14 protein-coding genes and 1 pseudogene are annotated in these 17,185 nt (G+C 35.0%); 6 read left to right on the plus strand and 9 right to left on the minus strand.

What is annotated here, in order from left to right; translation table 11 throughout:
* Positions 1-45: 45 nt before the first annotated feature.
* Positions 46-2,652: a phosphoenolpyruvate synthase gene (gene ppsA / locus EKQ63_RS16345; protein WP_143881272.1), complete on the minus strand. Its 2,607-nt coding sequence runs from the start codon at positions 2,650-2,652 to the stop codon at positions 46-48.
* A gap of 151 nt (positions 2,653-2,803) precedes the next feature.
* On the minus strand, positions 2,804-4,006 hold the full coding sequence (locus EKQ63_RS16350; protein ID WP_087953215.1) for a macrolide family glycosyltransferase: 1,203 nt from the start codon (positions 4,004-4,006) through the stop codon (positions 2,804-2,806).
* Between the two features lie 252 nt (positions 4,007-4,258).
* Between EKQ63_RS16350 and EKQ63_RS16355 the strand changes: the two genes are divergently transcribed.
* Both EKQ63_RS16355 and EKQ63_RS16360 read left to right on the plus strand, forming a co-directional pair.
* Positions 4,259-5,116, plus strand: coding sequence for an MBL fold metallo-hydrolase (locus EKQ63_RS16355; protein WP_143881273.1), 858 nt, complete (start codon positions 4,259-4,261; stop codon positions 5,114-5,116).
* Between the two features lie 304 nt (positions 5,117-5,420).
* Positions 5,421-5,897 (plus strand): YndM family protein, encoded by a 477-nt coding sequence (locus EKQ63_RS16360; RefSeq protein ID WP_143881274.1) that lies wholly within the window; start codon positions 5,421-5,423, stop codon positions 5,895-5,897.
* A 35-nt stretch (positions 5,898-5,932) separates the two neighbouring features.
* Here EKQ63_RS16360 and EKQ63_RS16365 read toward each other — a convergent pair whose 3' ends face one another.
* Positions 5,933-6,448 carry a DUF3231 family protein gene (locus EKQ63_RS16365; RefSeq protein ID WP_087953213.1) on the minus strand — a complete coding sequence of 172 codons (516 nt, stop codon included), beginning with the start codon at positions 6,446-6,448 and terminating at the stop codon, positions 5,933-5,935.
* A 292-nt stretch (positions 6,449-6,740) separates the two neighbouring features.
* Positions 6,741-6,953, minus strand: coding sequence for a small acid-soluble spore protein, SasP family (gene sasP / locus EKQ63_RS16370; RefSeq protein ID WP_000002833.1), 213 nt, complete (start codon positions 6,951-6,953; stop codon positions 6,741-6,743).
* 366 nt (positions 6,954-7,319) lie between these two features.
* Between sasP and EKQ63_RS16375 the strand changes: the two genes are divergently transcribed.
* Complete coding sequence (locus EKQ63_RS16375; protein ID WP_087997124.1) at positions 7,320-8,453, plus strand: zinc-dependent alcohol dehydrogenase; 1,134 nt, start codon at positions 7,320-7,322, stop codon at positions 8,451-8,453.
* Positions 8,454-8,530: 77 nt separating this feature from the next.
* Here EKQ63_RS16375 and EKQ63_RS16380 read toward each other — a convergent pair whose 3' ends face one another.
* A complete protein-coding gene (locus tag EKQ63_RS16380) occupies positions 8,531-8,872 on the minus strand; it encodes a YolD-like family protein (protein WP_143881275.1) in 342 nt (113 codons plus the stop codon).
* The gene (locus EKQ63_RS16385) at positions 8,869-10,134 is read right to left on the minus strand and encodes a Y-family DNA polymerase (protein ID WP_143881276.1); all 1,266 of its coding nucleotides are present in this window, start codon (positions 10,132-10,134) and stop codon (positions 8,869-8,871) included. Before EKQ63_RS16385 ends, EKQ63_RS16380 begins: the two co-directional genes overlap by 4 nt.
* Before the next feature lie 515 nt (positions 10,135-10,649).
* Here EKQ63_RS16385 and EKQ63_RS16390 point away from each other — a divergent pair.
* Together EKQ63_RS16390 and EKQ63_RS16395 are read left to right on the plus strand one after the other, a co-directional pair.
* A complete protein-coding gene (locus EKQ63_RS16390; RefSeq protein ID WP_255543206.1) occupies positions 10,650-11,267 on the plus strand; it encodes a chloramphenicol phosphotransferase CPT family protein in 618 nt (205 codons plus the stop codon).
* 827 nt (positions 11,268-12,094) lie between these two features.
* On the plus strand, positions 12,095-12,514 hold the full coding sequence (locus tag EKQ63_RS16395; RefSeq protein ID WP_071725910.1) for a DUF1259 domain-containing protein: 420 nt from the start codon (positions 12,095-12,097) through the stop codon (positions 12,512-12,514).
* A gap of 205 nt (positions 12,515-12,719) precedes the next feature.
* Here the strand turns inward: EKQ63_RS16395 and EKQ63_RS16400 are convergent.
* The 3 genes and pseudogenes from EKQ63_RS16400 to EKQ63_RS16410 all read right to left on the minus strand — a co-directional run.
* Positions 12,720-12,857 (minus strand): annotated as a pseudogene (locus tag EKQ63_RS16400) (D-alanyl-D-alanine carboxypeptidase family protein); the annotation flags it as partial.
* 130 nt (positions 12,858-12,987) lie between these two features.
* On the minus strand, positions 12,988-14,577 hold the full coding sequence (locus EKQ63_RS16405; RefSeq protein ID WP_087953208.1) for a bifunctional metallophosphatase/5'-nucleotidase: 1,590 nt from the start codon (positions 14,575-14,577) through the stop codon (positions 12,988-12,990).
* A gap of 601 nt (positions 14,578-15,178) precedes the next feature.
* Positions 15,179-16,015, minus strand: a complete 837-nt coding sequence (locus EKQ63_RS16410; protein WP_143881277.1) for an alpha/beta fold hydrolase — start codon at positions 16,013-16,015, stop codon at positions 15,179-15,181.
* 477 nt (positions 16,016-16,492) lie between these two features.
* Here EKQ63_RS16410 and ycaC point away from each other — a divergent pair, with 477 nt between their 5' ends.
* Positions 16,493-17,137, plus strand: a complete 645-nt coding sequence (gene ycaC / locus EKQ63_RS16415; protein ID WP_087953206.1) for an isochorismate family cysteine hydrolase YcaC — start codon at positions 16,493-16,495, stop codon at positions 17,135-17,137.
* The last annotated feature ends 48 nt before the right edge of the window (positions 17,138-17,185 follow it).

The raw sequence follows: 17,185 nt of genomic DNA on the forward strand, positions 1-17,185 counted from the left end.
GTCCACTATATTTAGTGGACGATTTCTTTATTATCTAAAATACAACTACAACACTTCAATATACCCTTCTGTTCCATGTACCCGTATCCATTGCCCATCTTTTATTAATTTCGTAGCGTTCTCTACCCCAACAACTGCTGGTAATCCATATTCACGTGCAATCACTGCTCCGTGCGTCATAAGTCCGCCGACTTCAGTAACTAATCCTTTTATAGATACAAATAATGGTGTCCAGCCAGGGTCAGTAAAAGCTGTAACTAATATATCTCCCTCTTCTAAATTCGCATCTTCCATGTTTAAAATAACGCGAGCTCTCCCCTCAACTAATCCAGAAGAAACAGGCAGACCTGCAATCGCGTCAGCTGGGAGGTTTTCTCGTTTATATTTACCCGTAATGATTTCTCCATCAGACGTCATTATACGAGGAGGCGTTAGTTTTTCGTATAATTTATAATCATTTTTTTGTTTATGAATAAGCTCATAATTTAGTTTCTTCGTGCGAACAACTTCGTGAAGCTCTTCAAAAGTTAGATAGTATATATCATCAACTTCATGAATGACACCGCTCTGCACAAGTTGCTCAGCTTCTTTCAGTAACGCTTGCTTATATATGAAATAACGATTAATCATACCGTATTTTGGATATTCACGATAGCCGATAAAATTACGGATATTGCGAATCATTCGCTTCGTTTCTTCTACTTTTTGTTTTCCATCCGGCAATTGCTGCAATCGATCTACTAACTCTTCTTCTTTTTTCAAAGCTTCTTGCAGTCCTTCTTCAAATTTCCGTTTACTTGCACCATATTCAAAATCTCTTATATTATTTAAAATCATCGGGATAATGGTTGTTGGCTTCTCACTCCAGCGCGTTTTCGTAATGTCGATTTCGCCACTACATCTCATTCCGTATTTATTTAGAAAAGCATCTATTGCCTCTCGAGCTTTTTCCCCGCCTTTAAACTGAACGAATTCATCTAAAAAGCTATCATTTTCTACATGTTGTAAATACGCAATAACTTCTTCGTACGGCCGAATCACATCAGCAACTTCCATTAATGCTAAACCCATTTCCGACGTAATATTATTTTGCACCGATTGAGAAAGGGTGTCCGCTGCATTCTTTTCGCCCAGCCATTGCTCCATTTTTTCATTGATCCATGTTGAAGCATTCATACCTGCCATAATAACTGCTATACTTTGCGGATTAAACAATACTTTCTTTAATTGCTGGATATCTTCCAAAATAAAATCAAGTATGTCCACTCCTGATTTCAGTTGCATATTTTGTTTTAACTCTTCAAGTGATGCTTCACTATTCTGTATTAATTCCGTAACGATTGCTGGATCACTTTCAATTTCTGGTTGCGAACTTACTAGTGGCTTACTTTTACTAGCACTCTTTTCCGTTTCTTCATCCGGTAACAATGTAATAAAATTATCTCGCTCGACTACAGTCGTTAATGCATCTCTTATAAGCGGATCTGATTTTCCTAACGTATTTATTAGGTAATCCCTGCTAGCAGGTGAAGCCAATCTTTGTGTAGCATCCACAAATAGCCTTCCTCCCGCTTTACGCATAGGGGCATTAGTCGTTAACAGGAAAAAAGATAACCCTAGTGGTTTCATCGCATCGGTCATCATTTGTTGGTGACCAACTGATATATATACATGATTTTCCCCATCATTTTCTTCAGGGATTGGATATAACGTCGTAATGGGACGACTTTGGACAATATAAAATGTATCATCAACTAAACACCATTCAATATCTTGCGGACAGCCAAAATAAGCTTCAATCTGCCTTCCGATACTTGCTAGTTGTAAAATTTGTTGTTCAGACAATGTTTGAAGCTTTTGCTGTGCCGGATTAATCTGTTTCGTCTCTGTTCCGCCCTCTTTTACAGCATAAATAGCTACTTTTTTAGTCGCTATCATCGCTTCAGTAATTTCGCCTTCTTTTACTTTATAATTATCGGCAGAAACCAGTCCTGATACTAACGCCTCACCAAGTCCAAAACTTGCATCAATTGATAGCACCTTTCGGTTAGAAGTAACCGGATCAGCCGTAAATAAAATGCCCGAAGCCTCAGGGAAAACCATTTTTTGAACGACAACACATATAGAAACTTGATTATGTTCAAAACCATTTTGCATGCGGTACATAACTGCTCGCTCTGTAAATAAAGAAGCCCAGCACTTTCTTACATGCTGTAAAATTGCGTTTTCTCCGATAACATTTAAATACGTATCTTGTTGACCAGCAAATGAGGCATACGGTAAATCTTCAGCCGTAGCACTAGAACGCACGGCATACGCATGTTCATTTCCAAAACGTGAGAGATAATGAGTTACCGCTTCCACTACATCAGAAGGGATTTCTACTGCCATAATAACTTCTCTAATCTTCGTACTTATTTCACCAATTTGAGCTCGCTCTTCCTTTTTCAACTTGGTTAGCTGCTGCAATAAAGTTTGAAGCTCTTCATTTTGCTCGATGGCTTTTTCATATCCTACCGTTGTAACACAAAATCCTTCTGGCACTTGTATTCCTTGAATGTTGGATAACGCACCTAAATTGAAACCTTTTCCACCGACGAGTGAAAGCTGCACCTTTTCTATTTCCTGAAAATCGAGAACGAAAGAACTCATATAACATCTCTCCTTACTTTGCATGTGTTCTTGATTGTAGCAGGAGTAAATGAGAAGAAACAGTCTATTTTGAACTTTATTTACGTGGTATAATTAAGTTAGGAAGAAATAATAAGATGCCCCAGCTGCTGTGTTTGGCAACTGGGGCATCTTATTTAATACCCGTCTTCAACTTAAATAGTTCTATTGTTTCAGCGGCTTTAATATATCCACCAGCATTTTTTAAAGTACATTTGATTTTATGACTATTTTCTAAGTATACATCATTCGATAATACTTCCATTACTGCATTATGTAATGTCATTGGAGTAAGATTTTTTAGATTTAATTGTATGCCAGCTTTTAAATCTTCTATTCTTTGGGCCACTATCGGTTGATCTCCCATAACTGGGATAACGATCATAGGAACACCAAAATATAAGCTTTCACTAGAACTATTCATTCCCCCATGTGTAATAAAAAGATTAGCCTGTTTCAATACCTCTAACTGAGGCACATAATTATAAACTTTGAAATTAGATGGGATATTTTTCAATTGGTTGATGTCAATATGTTTTCCTACGGACAATATGATGTTAGCAGGAAAATTTTTAAATGCTTCAAAACATATGTAATAAAAATCCACCTGTTGATTAAATACAGTTCCCATAGAAATATAAATGAGTTTCTCTTCTTCCTTCTGTTTAAAAGTAATTTCTTGCATATCTTTCCGTGATGTAATAGAGGGTCCAACAAAGATATAAGAATCATCCAATTCCTCCACATCAGGTTGGAAAAATTCAGACGTATATACGATAGTAATATTTCCAGCACAAGTCATTACGTTTTTCTTTTCATTCATAGAAAAGCCATATACCTTTTGCCACTCTTCTAAAATATGCGTAACTTCTTGATAAAGAGGTGATTTTTTGTCTCCTTCATTATGATTGTTCATCAATGCGTTAAATAACTTTTTCGTAACTGCAAATGTTGTACATGAAGAGATTTTAGGTAAGTGTAATGCTTCAGCTATGATCCATCCTACTGCAAAATTGTTATCATATATTACGTAATCATACTTTTCTTCTTTCAACTCTTTTATAACAATCTTTATTATTTTATCCATAGATTTTACCATATGTAATAATAGTTCAGAGGGATCTATTTCTCCATTCATCCTTTTCAACATGTCTACTTTTGCTAAAAAATTTTCATATGGACGAAACAAAGCTCCTGTTTTTTCAATTTTCTCCTTATACTCCTCTACACAATAATAAACAACCTCTTCCCCTCTTTTTACTAATTCTTCAATAAGTGCAAGAGTTGGGTTCACATGTCCTTCCCCTGGAAAATTAAACATTAGTACCGTTGCCATATGATAGTTCCTCCTCTTAAATTAAAAACTTCCTATAATCAAGTACATTTCTCTCCTCATTTTAATAAGGGCACTTGTGATAGTAAATGTAATAAACGAGTAAGAAACAAAGTCAGTATACTGTAAAGTGAAACTTTAATCAGTGGGGGTCTTACTGCCCATTAAAGCGGGATAAAACGCCATCCCCCAAAATGGATTTTCAAAATTAGGGAACTATAATGTCATATTGGAATAAGTTAAGGAGGAGAAAAAGTGGACAATGAAATGAATTACGGAAGTGATTATAAGTTTATTCCAGCAACTTCAATTGAAAGTGGTCATGGCCTCGAAGTATTGCCTGATTTATTTTGTTACACGATTCAAATCGTCAACATTTGTTTTGTTGGACATCCGCATACCAATGATTTTGTTTTAGTTGATGCTGGAATGCCTAAATGTGCAAATGAAATTATCTCTGTCACTGAGAAGCGATTTGGTACAAATAGTCGCCCAAAAGCAATTATTTTAACTCATGGGCATTTTGATCATGTTGGGGGAATAATTGAACTCATCAAGTATTGGGATGTTCCAGTCTATGCACATCCAATGGAAATACCTTTCCTGACTGGACAACAAAGCTATCCTGAACCAGATCCAACAGTTGAAGGTGGTATGGTAGCGAAAATGTCGCCTCTGTTCCCTAACAAACCGATTGATTTAGAAAATAGCGTAAAAGTATTACCTGCAGATGGAACCGTTCCTCATATGCCAGAGGTTAGATGGGTTCATACACCAGGACATACTCCAGGGCATATTTCATTATTCCGAGAAAAAGACCGAACTTTAATTGCTGGGGACGCTTTTGTTACAGTGAAACAGGAATATTTATATAAAGTAATTACTCAGGAACAGGAGATAAGCGGACCACCTCGCTATTTAACAACAGACTGGAAAGCCGCTAAAGAGTCAGTTATTAAGCTAGAGAAATTAAAGCCTCTAGTCGCTATTACTGGACATGGGATACCGATGTCAGGTGAATTGCTATCAACAAGCCTCAACACACTCGTTCAAGAATTTGATAAAATTGCTGTACCTGATTACGGAAAATATGTAGATAAAAAGGCACATTAAGCAAAAAAACTTTGGTTTTAATATTAAATAATTAAAATATACTTCAAAATCAAAATAGAAAAAATTATTAAGTTTAGTAAAAAACACTGTACTTAGGCAACATCTCTATTATAAGGATAGACCTACCCTTTGTGAATAAAACTCGATATTCCGCAAATACTATCCATAGTATAAGCCTGCTTCTTACCCAGCTTGTACCTCTTCCCATTAAAGAGTGATTAAAACGGGTTACGCTATATAAAAGCATAACCCGTTTTTAATGAAATATTTTATTCCATATACGTTTAAACAATGGAGGAAAAGGATGAAACATATTGTTCCTTTATTAATTAAATACACAGCGATAACTGCAGTATTACTAATCATACTTAGTATCTTTAAAGGCATTTCAATTCCTAGAGTATTACTAATTTCTCTTTTTCTTACAGGAGCTGCCTATTTAATCGGGGATCTCTTCATTTTACCTAAATACGGAAATATGATTGCTACAATAGCAGATGTCGGCTTAAGTTTCTTTGGAATTTGGTTACTAACATCCTTGTTTACTAATTTAGATGCTACTCGTAATATTGGACTTTCTTCATTTATAGCTGCTTTAATTATTGGTGGAACAGAAATTTTCTTCCACATTTATATGAAGAGGTTAGTACTGCGTAACGAGAATACATTAAGAAATCATAATCATATTCAGCATGATAACTATGCTATGGAAATGTCAGATGAATATATAGATTCTTCTACAATAAATAAATCCAAGCTTGAGGATACATCTAAAAAATAAAAAAGTGGCCAATGCCACTTTTTTATTTTTGTTTATTAAGCTTGATCAGAGTTTTTCACATGTAACGGAGGTGGTACTACCCATCCTTTTTTCTTACTTAAACGCAGCAACGTTACACCTGCTTGCGCTTTTTTCATATGAAATTGTCCAAATAGCATTCCTACATCTTCTCGAAGGCATTTTCCCATTACTTGACTACATGTCACAAGACCAGCTGCTAGCCCTGCAGCAACAGCTGCTGCAATTTCCACATCATTAATACGCGCTCCTGGAGGAATGTCTTCAATAGATGCTACTGGTCGTTCTGGAGGAGCAGGCGGTAAAGCTACGCCATTCACCTTTAAAAGAGTTTTTAACTCTTCTATTTCTGAATTCATATCATTTTCAATTAAGCCTTCTAAAAACTTCTTCAAATCTTCATCACCTGTGTGATTCATAAATACTTGATGGCTTGCAATCGCACCCTGTGCAGCAAGAAGATAACTCCAAATATCAAATACTTCTCCGTAATGTAACGGTTCATTTTGAGGATTTCCACTTAATATACCCATTTTTAAATTCCTCCCTTTCGAAAATATCATAATGAATATTGATTTCAATATTGAAATCAAATGTTTAAGTATGTTTTTTCCTGCAAAAGATTTTCTACTATGCATGAAAACACCTTTCCAACACTGTGTGTTTATTGTTTAGGAAAGTAGTTTACAAATTAAATACTCAAAGATTATGAGAGAAGATTATCAATAATCTTTGAGTGAGAATCCGTTTAATATAAGGGTTTTATTTTTATACATATACAAAAGAAATTGATTTACATATCTGCCACATTTTATACTAATTCTCTTAGCGATTAGCTCTACCACCAAGTTGTTGTTCAGCCATTGCTACTAAACGTTTTGTAATTTCACCACCAACAGATCCGTTTGAACGAGCTGTTGTATCTGCACCAAGTTGTACACCAAACTCTTGTGCAATTTCATATTTCATTTGATCAAGAGCCTGTTCAGCACCTCGAACTAACAATTCATTACGATTTCCACTATTATTGTTTGCCATATTATTTCACCTCCGATGTTTTTAATATGCTACAGATTATGAAATAATAATTATCCTTTTTATGGTAATTAGTTTATGAATAAATATTGAATTTCTTCTTAAAATAGTGCAGAAGACATAAGAAAGAAGAGTTGCTATAACATACTGTCATAACAACACTATGTATAGATTCCTCTTTAATAAAGATTTCTGTTTTGCCAAGAGATACATATAAAGTGAAACTTTAATCAGCCCTCACCAATCGGGCTTTTACGGGCAGCCCGCCCCCCACCTAACTTCTTTGCTTCCGCTGAATTTTGAGGTGGGGGTCTTACTGCCCGTTAATGCGGGATAAATTTTGAAAAATGATTCCTAAGGAGATACGAGATGAAAGCTGTAACCTATCAAGGTCCAAACCAAGTACAAGTTAAACAGGTGGATGATGCAAAGTTAGAGAAAAAAGATGATATTATTGTAAGAATTACTTCAACTGCTATTTGCGGTTCTGATTTACATTTATATCAAGGTAACATGCCTTTACCTCCAGGGTACATTATTGGTCATGAGCCAATGGGAATTGTTGAAGAAGTTGGTCCAGATGTTACTAAAGTAAAAAAAGGAGATCGTGTTGTGATCCCCTTTAACGTTGCTTGTGGACATTGTTTCTATTGCCAACATGAAATGGAAAGTCAATGTGATAACTCCAATCCTCATTATGATTCTGGTGGATATTTTGGTTACACAGAGAAATTTGGTAACCATCCTGGTGGACAAGCAGAATATTTAAAAGTTCCTTTTGGAAATTTCACTCCATTTGTTATACCAGAATCATGCGAACTGGAAGATGAATCTCTACTCTTTTTATCTGATGTTTTGCCAACAGCCTATTGGAGTGTAATAAACGCAGGCGTTAAGCGAGGCGATACTGTTATCGTCCTTGGTTGTGGACCTGTTGGATTAATGACACAAAAATTCGCTTGGATGCAAGGTGCTAAACGTGTAATTGCAGTCGATTACTTAGATTATCGAATAAATTATGCAAAAAAGATTAACAATGTTGAGGTATTTGAGTTCACAAAATTTCCTGATATGGGAGAACATTTAAAAGAAATCACACATGGCGGTGCGGATGTAGTCATTGATTGCGTGGGGATGGATGGGAAAAAATCGCCTCTAGAATTTCTGGAACAAAAATTGAAATTACAAGGCGGAACTCTCGGCCCTATTCAAATTGCTACGAAAGCCGTAAGAAAATACGGAACGGTTCAAATGACTGGTGTTTATGGCGGTAATTATAATGCCTTTCCACTCGGGGCATTTTGGGTTAGAAATATTAATCTGAAAATGGGACAAGCACCTGTCATTCATTTTATGCCAGAACTATTTAAAAAAATAACAAACAAAGAATTCGATCCAAAGGAGATTATTACACACAAAATTCCTCTTGAAGAAGCGAGCTACGGTTATCAAATTTTTAATAATCGTGAAGACGATTGTATAAAAGTCATTTTGAAACCTTGAAAATTGGTATGTGGCTGGATCTTTGATTTTTCTATGCAGTAGACTGCTAAAAATAACCTACTGCATAGAAAGATACTCTAATCCACTTCCATTACATCCCCAAACTTAAAAATTCTTTGATTATGAAAAGCATCGGTACAAGTAATCGTTTCTTTTAACGGAGTTATATCATCTACTGTTATGTAATTTTTATATAAATAGCCATCTTTATAATATGTAAGTAAAACCTCTTCCTCACCTAAATATGAAATTAACAGCTTATTTTCAATCCTTTCTTTTGCATCTTGCGTTAAGATTGGACGCGGGATTTTTGTTTGCTCCTGTATCATTTCTTTAATACAAACGAACTGCTCTGGCATACTAGCAAACGGTTGCCACTTCACCATCCCTCTTCCTTTTGGCATATTCGCATTCATCACGATTTATGTCCCCCTAATAATGTGTTTCTATATCTTGCTGTTGCGACGCTTGTGTAGGAAATCCCACGTAAAATACTGTTCTTACCAAATCGTGTTCGAATTTCGTCCATAACCTTCGTTAATCGCATTTCTTTTTCCCTCTGTATAATGTTATCGAAAAGCGAAATTTGTTCTTCTCCTTCATTTATTAAATTAGTTAGCGAAACACTTATTGATCGAATCGGTTCTCCTGCATGTCTCTCGTATAAAAAATAGGTACAAGCATTATAAATATCCATCGTTAAATTTGTTGCTCTGTTTAACGTATGTGCTTTTTTTATTCCTCCTCCATATTCCTTACTATATCCGACTGAAAAATGAATCGTTTGCGCGTATTTCTTTTCTCGTCTCAACCTATAACAAACTTCTTCTACATGCTCTAATAAAATAACGATGAATTCTTCTATGGAATAATCACGAAATAATATTTGGATTTTTGCTATAGATGTTGTCGCTGGAACATATTTCTCTGCTATTCTGCTAAAATCAATCCCATTACTATGTAAATGTAATTCTTCTCCTATTACACCAAAGGATTGCTTTAAATACTTCAATGGGTACTGTGCTAAATCCCCGATCGTATGTATACCTTTTCGATTTAATTTTATTTCTGTTTTATACGATATACCCCAAAATTTACTGAGCGGTCTAATACTCCATAACTTCTCGGGTATATCGTCATATGTCCAATGCGCTATTCCATCCTTATTCTTTTTCGCTTCCACATCCATCGCTACTTTACTCAATAATAAATTCGGACCAATACCAATCGTACTTTCAATTCGCGTACGTTCATATATTTCTCTCTTAAACTTTAATGCAAACTCGCGCGGATTACTCGCAAACAAATGAATACTTGCAGTCATATCCATGAAAAACTCATCGATACTATATTGATGAAAATCTTCCGGCGCAACATACTGTAAAGCTAAGCCTGTTATATAAGTTGAACATTTCATATACGTATGCATAATTGGATTCACAATAATAATATCTGGCCGCTTCGGCATTTCGTACAACCGTGCCATCTTCTTAATTCCTAACGCTTTTAATGGCGGGGTTGCTGCTAATACGATTGATCCACTGCGGTTTACATCTCCTACGACAGCCAATTTTGTATATCGTGGATCAAGTCCTTTTTTAATACATGATACGCTTGCATAAAAGCTACGAAGATCTACACATAAAATAATACGATTCGGTAAAAGAGAATAATCATACAAGGTTATCACTCCTAACAAAAGAACGTTCGTTCTCATTATATACGAACTCATGTTCTTTTAAAAGGTATTTTCATGAAAATTTTGGTTAAAATAACCGCACATGAACATTTTTCAAGAAAAAATTAAAGAATTCACCTCTATATTTTTTCTTGAAAAATGTAAATAGATACAAGAAGAAACAACTAGATTCTTCGTGAATAGATACGGTATTTTAGAACCCGTTCTTTAGTATTCAAACGAAATCCTGTATTTAATTCATAGTAGTAATATACTTATATAAGAAAGACTCATTGTACAGAGATAATAAAGTTGTTCAATTTACAATAAAGTCGTTTAAAACATAATAAAGTTGTTTTAAACGACTTTATTATGTTATTCAACAATTGGGCCAGATTGTGAAATGAGAAAGGACTCTTGAGGATCATTCTTGAAGTTGTAAGTTATTCTTTTAAAGGGAAAATCGGAGTTACGATTACAAGGTAGAATCATGAAAGGGGTATTCCTGTATGTTACCAATGGATAAACCTGGACAAATTATTATTATGAACGGTACTCCTAGATCTGGGAAATCTAGTATCGCCACTATAATCCAGAGCACGTTTAAAGGTGTGTGGATGAACTTAGGAGTAGATGGGTTCATGCAAATGACCCCAGAATGCTATCACCCAGGTATTGGGTTACGTCCTGGTGGCGAGCGACCCGATATTGAGCCCTTGGTTATACTTATGTATAAAGCCATGTATGAGTCTATTGCTGCACACAGTCGTTTAGGGATAAACATCGTAGTTGATGTTGGTCATCATGACAATTATTCCGTCCCACGGAGAATTTTGCCCGAATGTGCACGGATACTAAAGGGACTGCCAGTTATGTTTGTGGGGGTACATTGTCCAATTGAAATTATTATGAAACGACGGATAGAGACATGGAAAGTTGGTTACTCAGAAGATGGTTCAATCCCATTACCAGTAAAACTATGGCAAGAGTCCGTCCATGAGCTCGGTATTTATGACTTAGAAATCGATACTTCAGTACTAAACCCTGAAGATTGTGCTAATTTAATTCGCTTGAGGCTCGAAAATGGTCCAACTCCGACAGCATTTCAATTAATTGAACACATGGGAACTGGCTAATGCTTTGTTATGGTACGGATTACAGTATAAACCGCGTTTTTTCTATGAATCAGGTGATTATTTCACTCTGATATTGTAGATCAATCTTCCATTAGAGGGGCTATTGTTGAAGAAACCTTAGATTTTCAAACGACTTTATTGTTATATTTTTGAGTACAGTGAAGTATCTTATATCAAAAATTAAACAACTATATTTTAATCCCGTCCTAAATTTAGAACGGGGTTATGCTTGTTTTAGGCTTTAAAATTTAATAGTTTTATTGTCTTTTTACACTCATTTCGAAAAAGATTACTATTTAGCAGTACTCGTTTATAGAAAATAAAATAATATTGGTTATTTTCTCAACGTTGTTTTCTAGTTTTATCATTCAAATTTAGACACATATTTATCTAGCCTACATAAACTAAAAGCGTATCATTGCATACTTTATCGATTTTTTATAACAATATCTCGAACGGACTATCATGAATCATAAATTTATTAACCCTGATACACGAATCATCTTCAATGAAATTCTAAATATCCAAGTAATATCGCGTGTATTTCTTTTAAAATAAACATTGGATACATTAAAATCACAGCCTGTTTTTTGAATGTTGAAGAAAGGTTGTTTATCCCGCATTAACGCGCAGTAAAACCCCCACCTCAAAATTTAGCGGAAGCAAAGAAGTTAGGTGGGGGATCAACTGCCCGTAAAAGCCCGATTGGTTCAACTAATAATTAGTGGGGGATGAACAACCCCCCCACTGATTAAAGTTTCACTTTATCTATATCTCCTCAATCGAGCCTCTAATTACATAATTTGTACGAGAAAGGGATTGAATTTATGCAAAATTTTAATTTCCTTTGTGAACAATTTGCTACAATACTTAAAGGGAAAAGTAAAAGAAGTCAAGGTGGTTGCTCGGTGTCTTTTCACCGCGATTTTAGGGTGCTTGTTCAAGGAAAACCAAGTACTTCTGTAGTGCCCGTCGGAGTAAGTTTTGAATCGTTGGATCCAAATGGTAATGCATTAAATTTAGGCGAAATTGCTGTTCTACAAGAAGAGATTCCTGCATTTATGAAATCAATTGTACAACAAGGAATCATTGTAAGTGCTTTACATAATCACTGGCTGTACATGAATCCCTTAATTATGTATATTCATATCCAGTCGGTAGAGCCTCCATTACACTTTGCACAAAAGTTAGCCCATTCTTTCTTGTCCTTAAGTAGCTATCCTATCGCTAATAATGAAGAGCAATGATTAGTGTTTCGAATATATTTATACATTACATTTTCTACATGTACAAACATAATAAAATTATTTCACTTTGTGCCCAAAGGAAAAAAACTGCCTATCAAATTTTTAGATAGGTAGTTTTTGAATCTATTAAACTAAAATATCCTACTATTTTATAAAATACTATTACCTAAACAAAAATACAGGTTTCCAATTCACTTTGGCTTTCTTACCTCATATTTTCCTCTAAAGTTAGTTTTTCCTTATATATTTTTGCAATATCTCCTACACAGCGAATATGCTAAGGCTCATACGCATAACCAGTTATATTTTCCTTTTCCTTTGGATAACGAATGATAAACCCTGCACTCTGCATCTAGACGGTATCCCCCTTGTCCACAGTAAGACTTTATTTCAAACCCACAAAAAATAGATTACCTGCACACGAAAAAGTATAGCGCACAGGTAATCTAGTTGTTTTTGAGATTAATAAAAAACTAATTTATTTTTTGAATTCTTCCATCAATAATAGACTGAATTGGTTCGTTTGATTTTTTTATATAATCTACTAATGCTTCAAAATCAGTTGGTCCTGTTTCAGCATCTTTACCGTTTTTAAAGGATACAAATCCATCTCCACCTGAAGCTAGAAATGCGTTCGCAACGACGCTGTAAGTTTTAGAAGGAATAATTTCTTCTCCATTTGTTAAGCGGATACTTGTTACTTTTTCTCCATTAGGTTTGTTTGCATCCCAAGTGTATTGGATTCCTGAAATTTGAAGCATTCTTGTTATGTCTTTTTGCCATTGTTGATTTAAAATATCACGAATATCTTGACCCGTTAATTTTACTTTTATTAATTGATTTCCGAATGGTTGAATACCATATATCTCTCCCCATGTAATATCACCAGCATCTAAGTCGTTACGAATACCACCAGGATTCATAAGTGCAATTTGAGATTGCATTGTTGCACGCTGGGCATCAGCAACTAAATTTCCAAGAGTAGATTCACCAGCCGTATTTAGTTTGCGATCTAGTGGAGCAATAGACTTACCTACAACTTCATTAACAAGAGGTGCGATTTTTGCTTGATATTTCTCCATCTTCTTCTTTATTTTTTTATCAGGCTCCATGCCTTCATGGTAAGTTGTAACAATTTCTGCTTTTTTCTCAACAATATCTTGTGTTTTACGATCAATCTTTACATCAACATCAGCAAAAGCCATACCGTAAGAATTTGCTTGTACGACAAGTTTATTATTAACAGTTCCATTTACATAAGTGTGGCTATGCCCACCAAAAATAACATCGACTTCTGGATCAGTCTCATTTGCTAATCGGACGATATCACCATTTGTTACGCCGTTCCCATCTGTTGTCCCCCCGTTATGTGCAAGAACAACGATAGATTTAACGCCTAGTTTTTTTAATTGCTTTACGGATTTGTTAATAGCTTCAACTTCATCTGTAATTTCTACATTCTTTAGCATAGTAGGCATAACAAGGTTAGGCACATCCGTTGTTACGACTCCGATAAATCCAACAGGAACTCCTTGTACCTTTTTTATAGTGAATGGTGGTAAAAATAAACGACCAGTGGATTTATTATAGAAATTTGCGGCAACATATGGGAATTTTGCTCCTTTAAATTTCCCTGTTTTCTCATGGTATCCACCATAAATAAGGCGGTTCATTTCTTCAACACCTTCATCAAATTCATGATTTCCTATCGTTCCAACATCAAATTTCAAATCATTTAGAAATTCAATGGTAGGTTCGTCTTGTAATAATGCTGAAACAGGAGTACTTGCTCCAACAACATCGCCAGCATGTACTTTTAATGTATTCGGATTTTGTTTTTCACGATCACGTAAATAAGCCCCTAAGTACTCGATTCCCCCTGCATCTTTATTGTTAATTTTTTTTACTGTGTCTAGTTGCCCATGAAAATCGTTAATACCGAGCATTTGTACATCTATGTAGCGGTTTGGTTCTGTACTTGCTTGGGCTGAAGGCACAGCGAATACACTAGTAAAAGTAACTGTACTTATTGCTAAAGCAACTGGAATGATTTTTTTCAACATAAAATTTCTCTCCCCTAATTAAAATCTTACATAATACAATGTTATTTTAATATATTAAGAGGATTATTTCTATAAAAATTCTACTAATTATAAAAATTAATAAGATTTTATCATTTCCCAACAAAACACTTCTTCTTCAAAAATTTGAAGATGTAAAACAACAATTTTAAGAGGAGATGATTATTCGTAGGCTGTAGTCTACACTTTTGGATTAGGATATAAAGACCCTCTCTCAACTTATGAAACTTCACTACACAAACAAGAACATGTACATTTCTTTGTTTTGAGAATTATTCAAAATATTATCTTGATAGTAATATAACAATACTTCTAAGAGACTAAAAAACTCTAATCCATACATGTTAGCTGTTAAGAAGCATATTCAATCCGAAACTAATGGAGATTTATAAACCTAACTCAATATCACCATTTAAAAATGAACATAAATTTCGTTATAGAAGATTTTGATTCTTTAAATTGATTACAGTGGTGTACTACGCTGCATTCAAAAAGATGCTCCTGGATTTATCCAAGAGCATCTTTTATAAAGCTTTATTTTTACTTGTTTATAATTTATCAATTAACAATTATATAGTTGTAATCAGTCCTTTAAAAATAATAGGAGTGCTTCATTAAATTCTTTAGGATGTGTTGCATTTAGCCCATGTGGACCACCCTTTATTAACGCTACTTTAGAATTAGGAATTGCTTCATGTGTTAATTTCCCACTATATTCATATGGTACAGTTGCATCTGAATCACCGTGAATAACAAGGGTAGGTATATTAATCTTGGCTAAATCGCCTCTGAAGTCTGTTTTGCTGAAAGCAGCGATACAATCTAGTGTTCCTTTAGGTGATGCCCCCGCAGCGATATCCCTATTGTAAAGTCGAAATGGTTCACTAACTAAGTCAGTTCGATCTCCAGCAGCAAAAAATCCTTTCGTAAACTCATCAAGGAATGCTAGGCGATCACTTTTTACTCCATTTTCAAATTCTTGAATTGCTACATCATCTAATACACCCTCAGGATGATCTGCTGACTTGTAAAGGTATGGTGGTACAGCTCCTGCAAATACAGCCTTCTCTACTCTATTGGTTCCATATTTCCCAATATACCGGGCTACTTCGCCTCCACCCATAGAAAAACCAACAAGTGTGACATTTTGAAGCTCTAGCTGTTCTAATAGTTGATGTAAATCAGAAGTAAAGGTATCATATTCATACCCTTCCCACGGCTGAGATGATTTTCCAAAACCTCGACGATCATATGTTATCACTCTGTATCCAGCCTCAACAAGAGCGGGAACTTGGTATTCCCAAGATTGACCACTTAACGGCCAACCATGAATAAGTACAACTGGTTTTCCTATACCATAATCCTCATAATATATCTCAATTGGTGCTTGGTTTTCGGTTCCTACAGTAATTTTTGCCATTGTCCTACCTCCTTTAATATATATCCTTTTCTTCAATAATCCGGATAAATCTCATAACCTATTTATGCTTATTTATAGTGTGAACTCTACTGTTCCGATGAATTCATTTTCTGTTTATGGACAATTCCCCATCTCCTACCTTTTTCATCACGAAGTATTTGCTGAATACCCCTCCTGTTCAATTCTAATAACAAAAATAGGTGACTATCAATATCGTTCTATCTATAGAATGTATAGGTAAAATCAATCTATTTTACAGTGAAACAACTATAGTTACGACCTATGCAAATTATAGATAATTTAGAATTGATTAACGAATCAGTTTTCAAATATTATAAATTTGTATAGCGCTTCATGTTCTGTGAATGCTGCTATAACCAATATTATTGGTCAGCTTAGTTATAAACGAAGAAATTTATGATAGTTTTCGACTATTTAAATTTTCTTCGATTACTTAATTTTTAGGAGGAATACATAATGACTGATCTCTATTCTCGTATTAACAAAGATGATGCTGTCGTGCTTTTAGTAGATCATCAAACTGGTCTTATGTCCGGACTAGTACGTGACTATGGTGTTGATGAATTCAAGAACAATGTTTTAGCTCTTGCTCACACTGCTAAGTTTTTTGATTTACCAGTTATTTTAACAACAAGCTTTGAAAATGGACCTAACGGACCTTTAATGCAAGAATTGATTGATCTCTTTCCTCACGCACAAAAAATAGCTCGACCTGGACAAATTAACGCATGGGATAATGATGATTTTGTAAAAGCAATCGAAGAAACTGGAAAAAAGCAACTTATCATCGCGGGCGTAGTTACGGACGTTTGTGTTGCTTTTCCGGCACTTTCCGCTATAAAAGCTGGATATGAAGTATTTGCTGTTACTGATGCTTCAGGAACTTTCAGTAAACAAGTTGCAGATGCTGCAAATACTCGTATGGCACATAGTGGTGTGCAACTTATGAACTGGTTTAGCGTAGCTTGCGAATTACAACGCGATTGGCGCAACGATGTCGAAGGTTTTGGCAATTTGCTTGCTAGCAATCTTCCAGGCTATCAAAATATAATTGGAAGCTATATGGGAGCTCAACGAGATCTTAGTAAACAAAATGCATAAATGTATTCCAAGGAAATAGCTTTAAATCACTGTTTTTAAAGTAGATAG

The organism is Bacillus sp. BD59S (assembly GCF_007363175.1).
Taxonomy (GTDB): Bacteria; Bacillota; Bacilli; order Bacillales; family Bacillaceae_G; genus Bacillus_A; species Bacillus_A pacificus.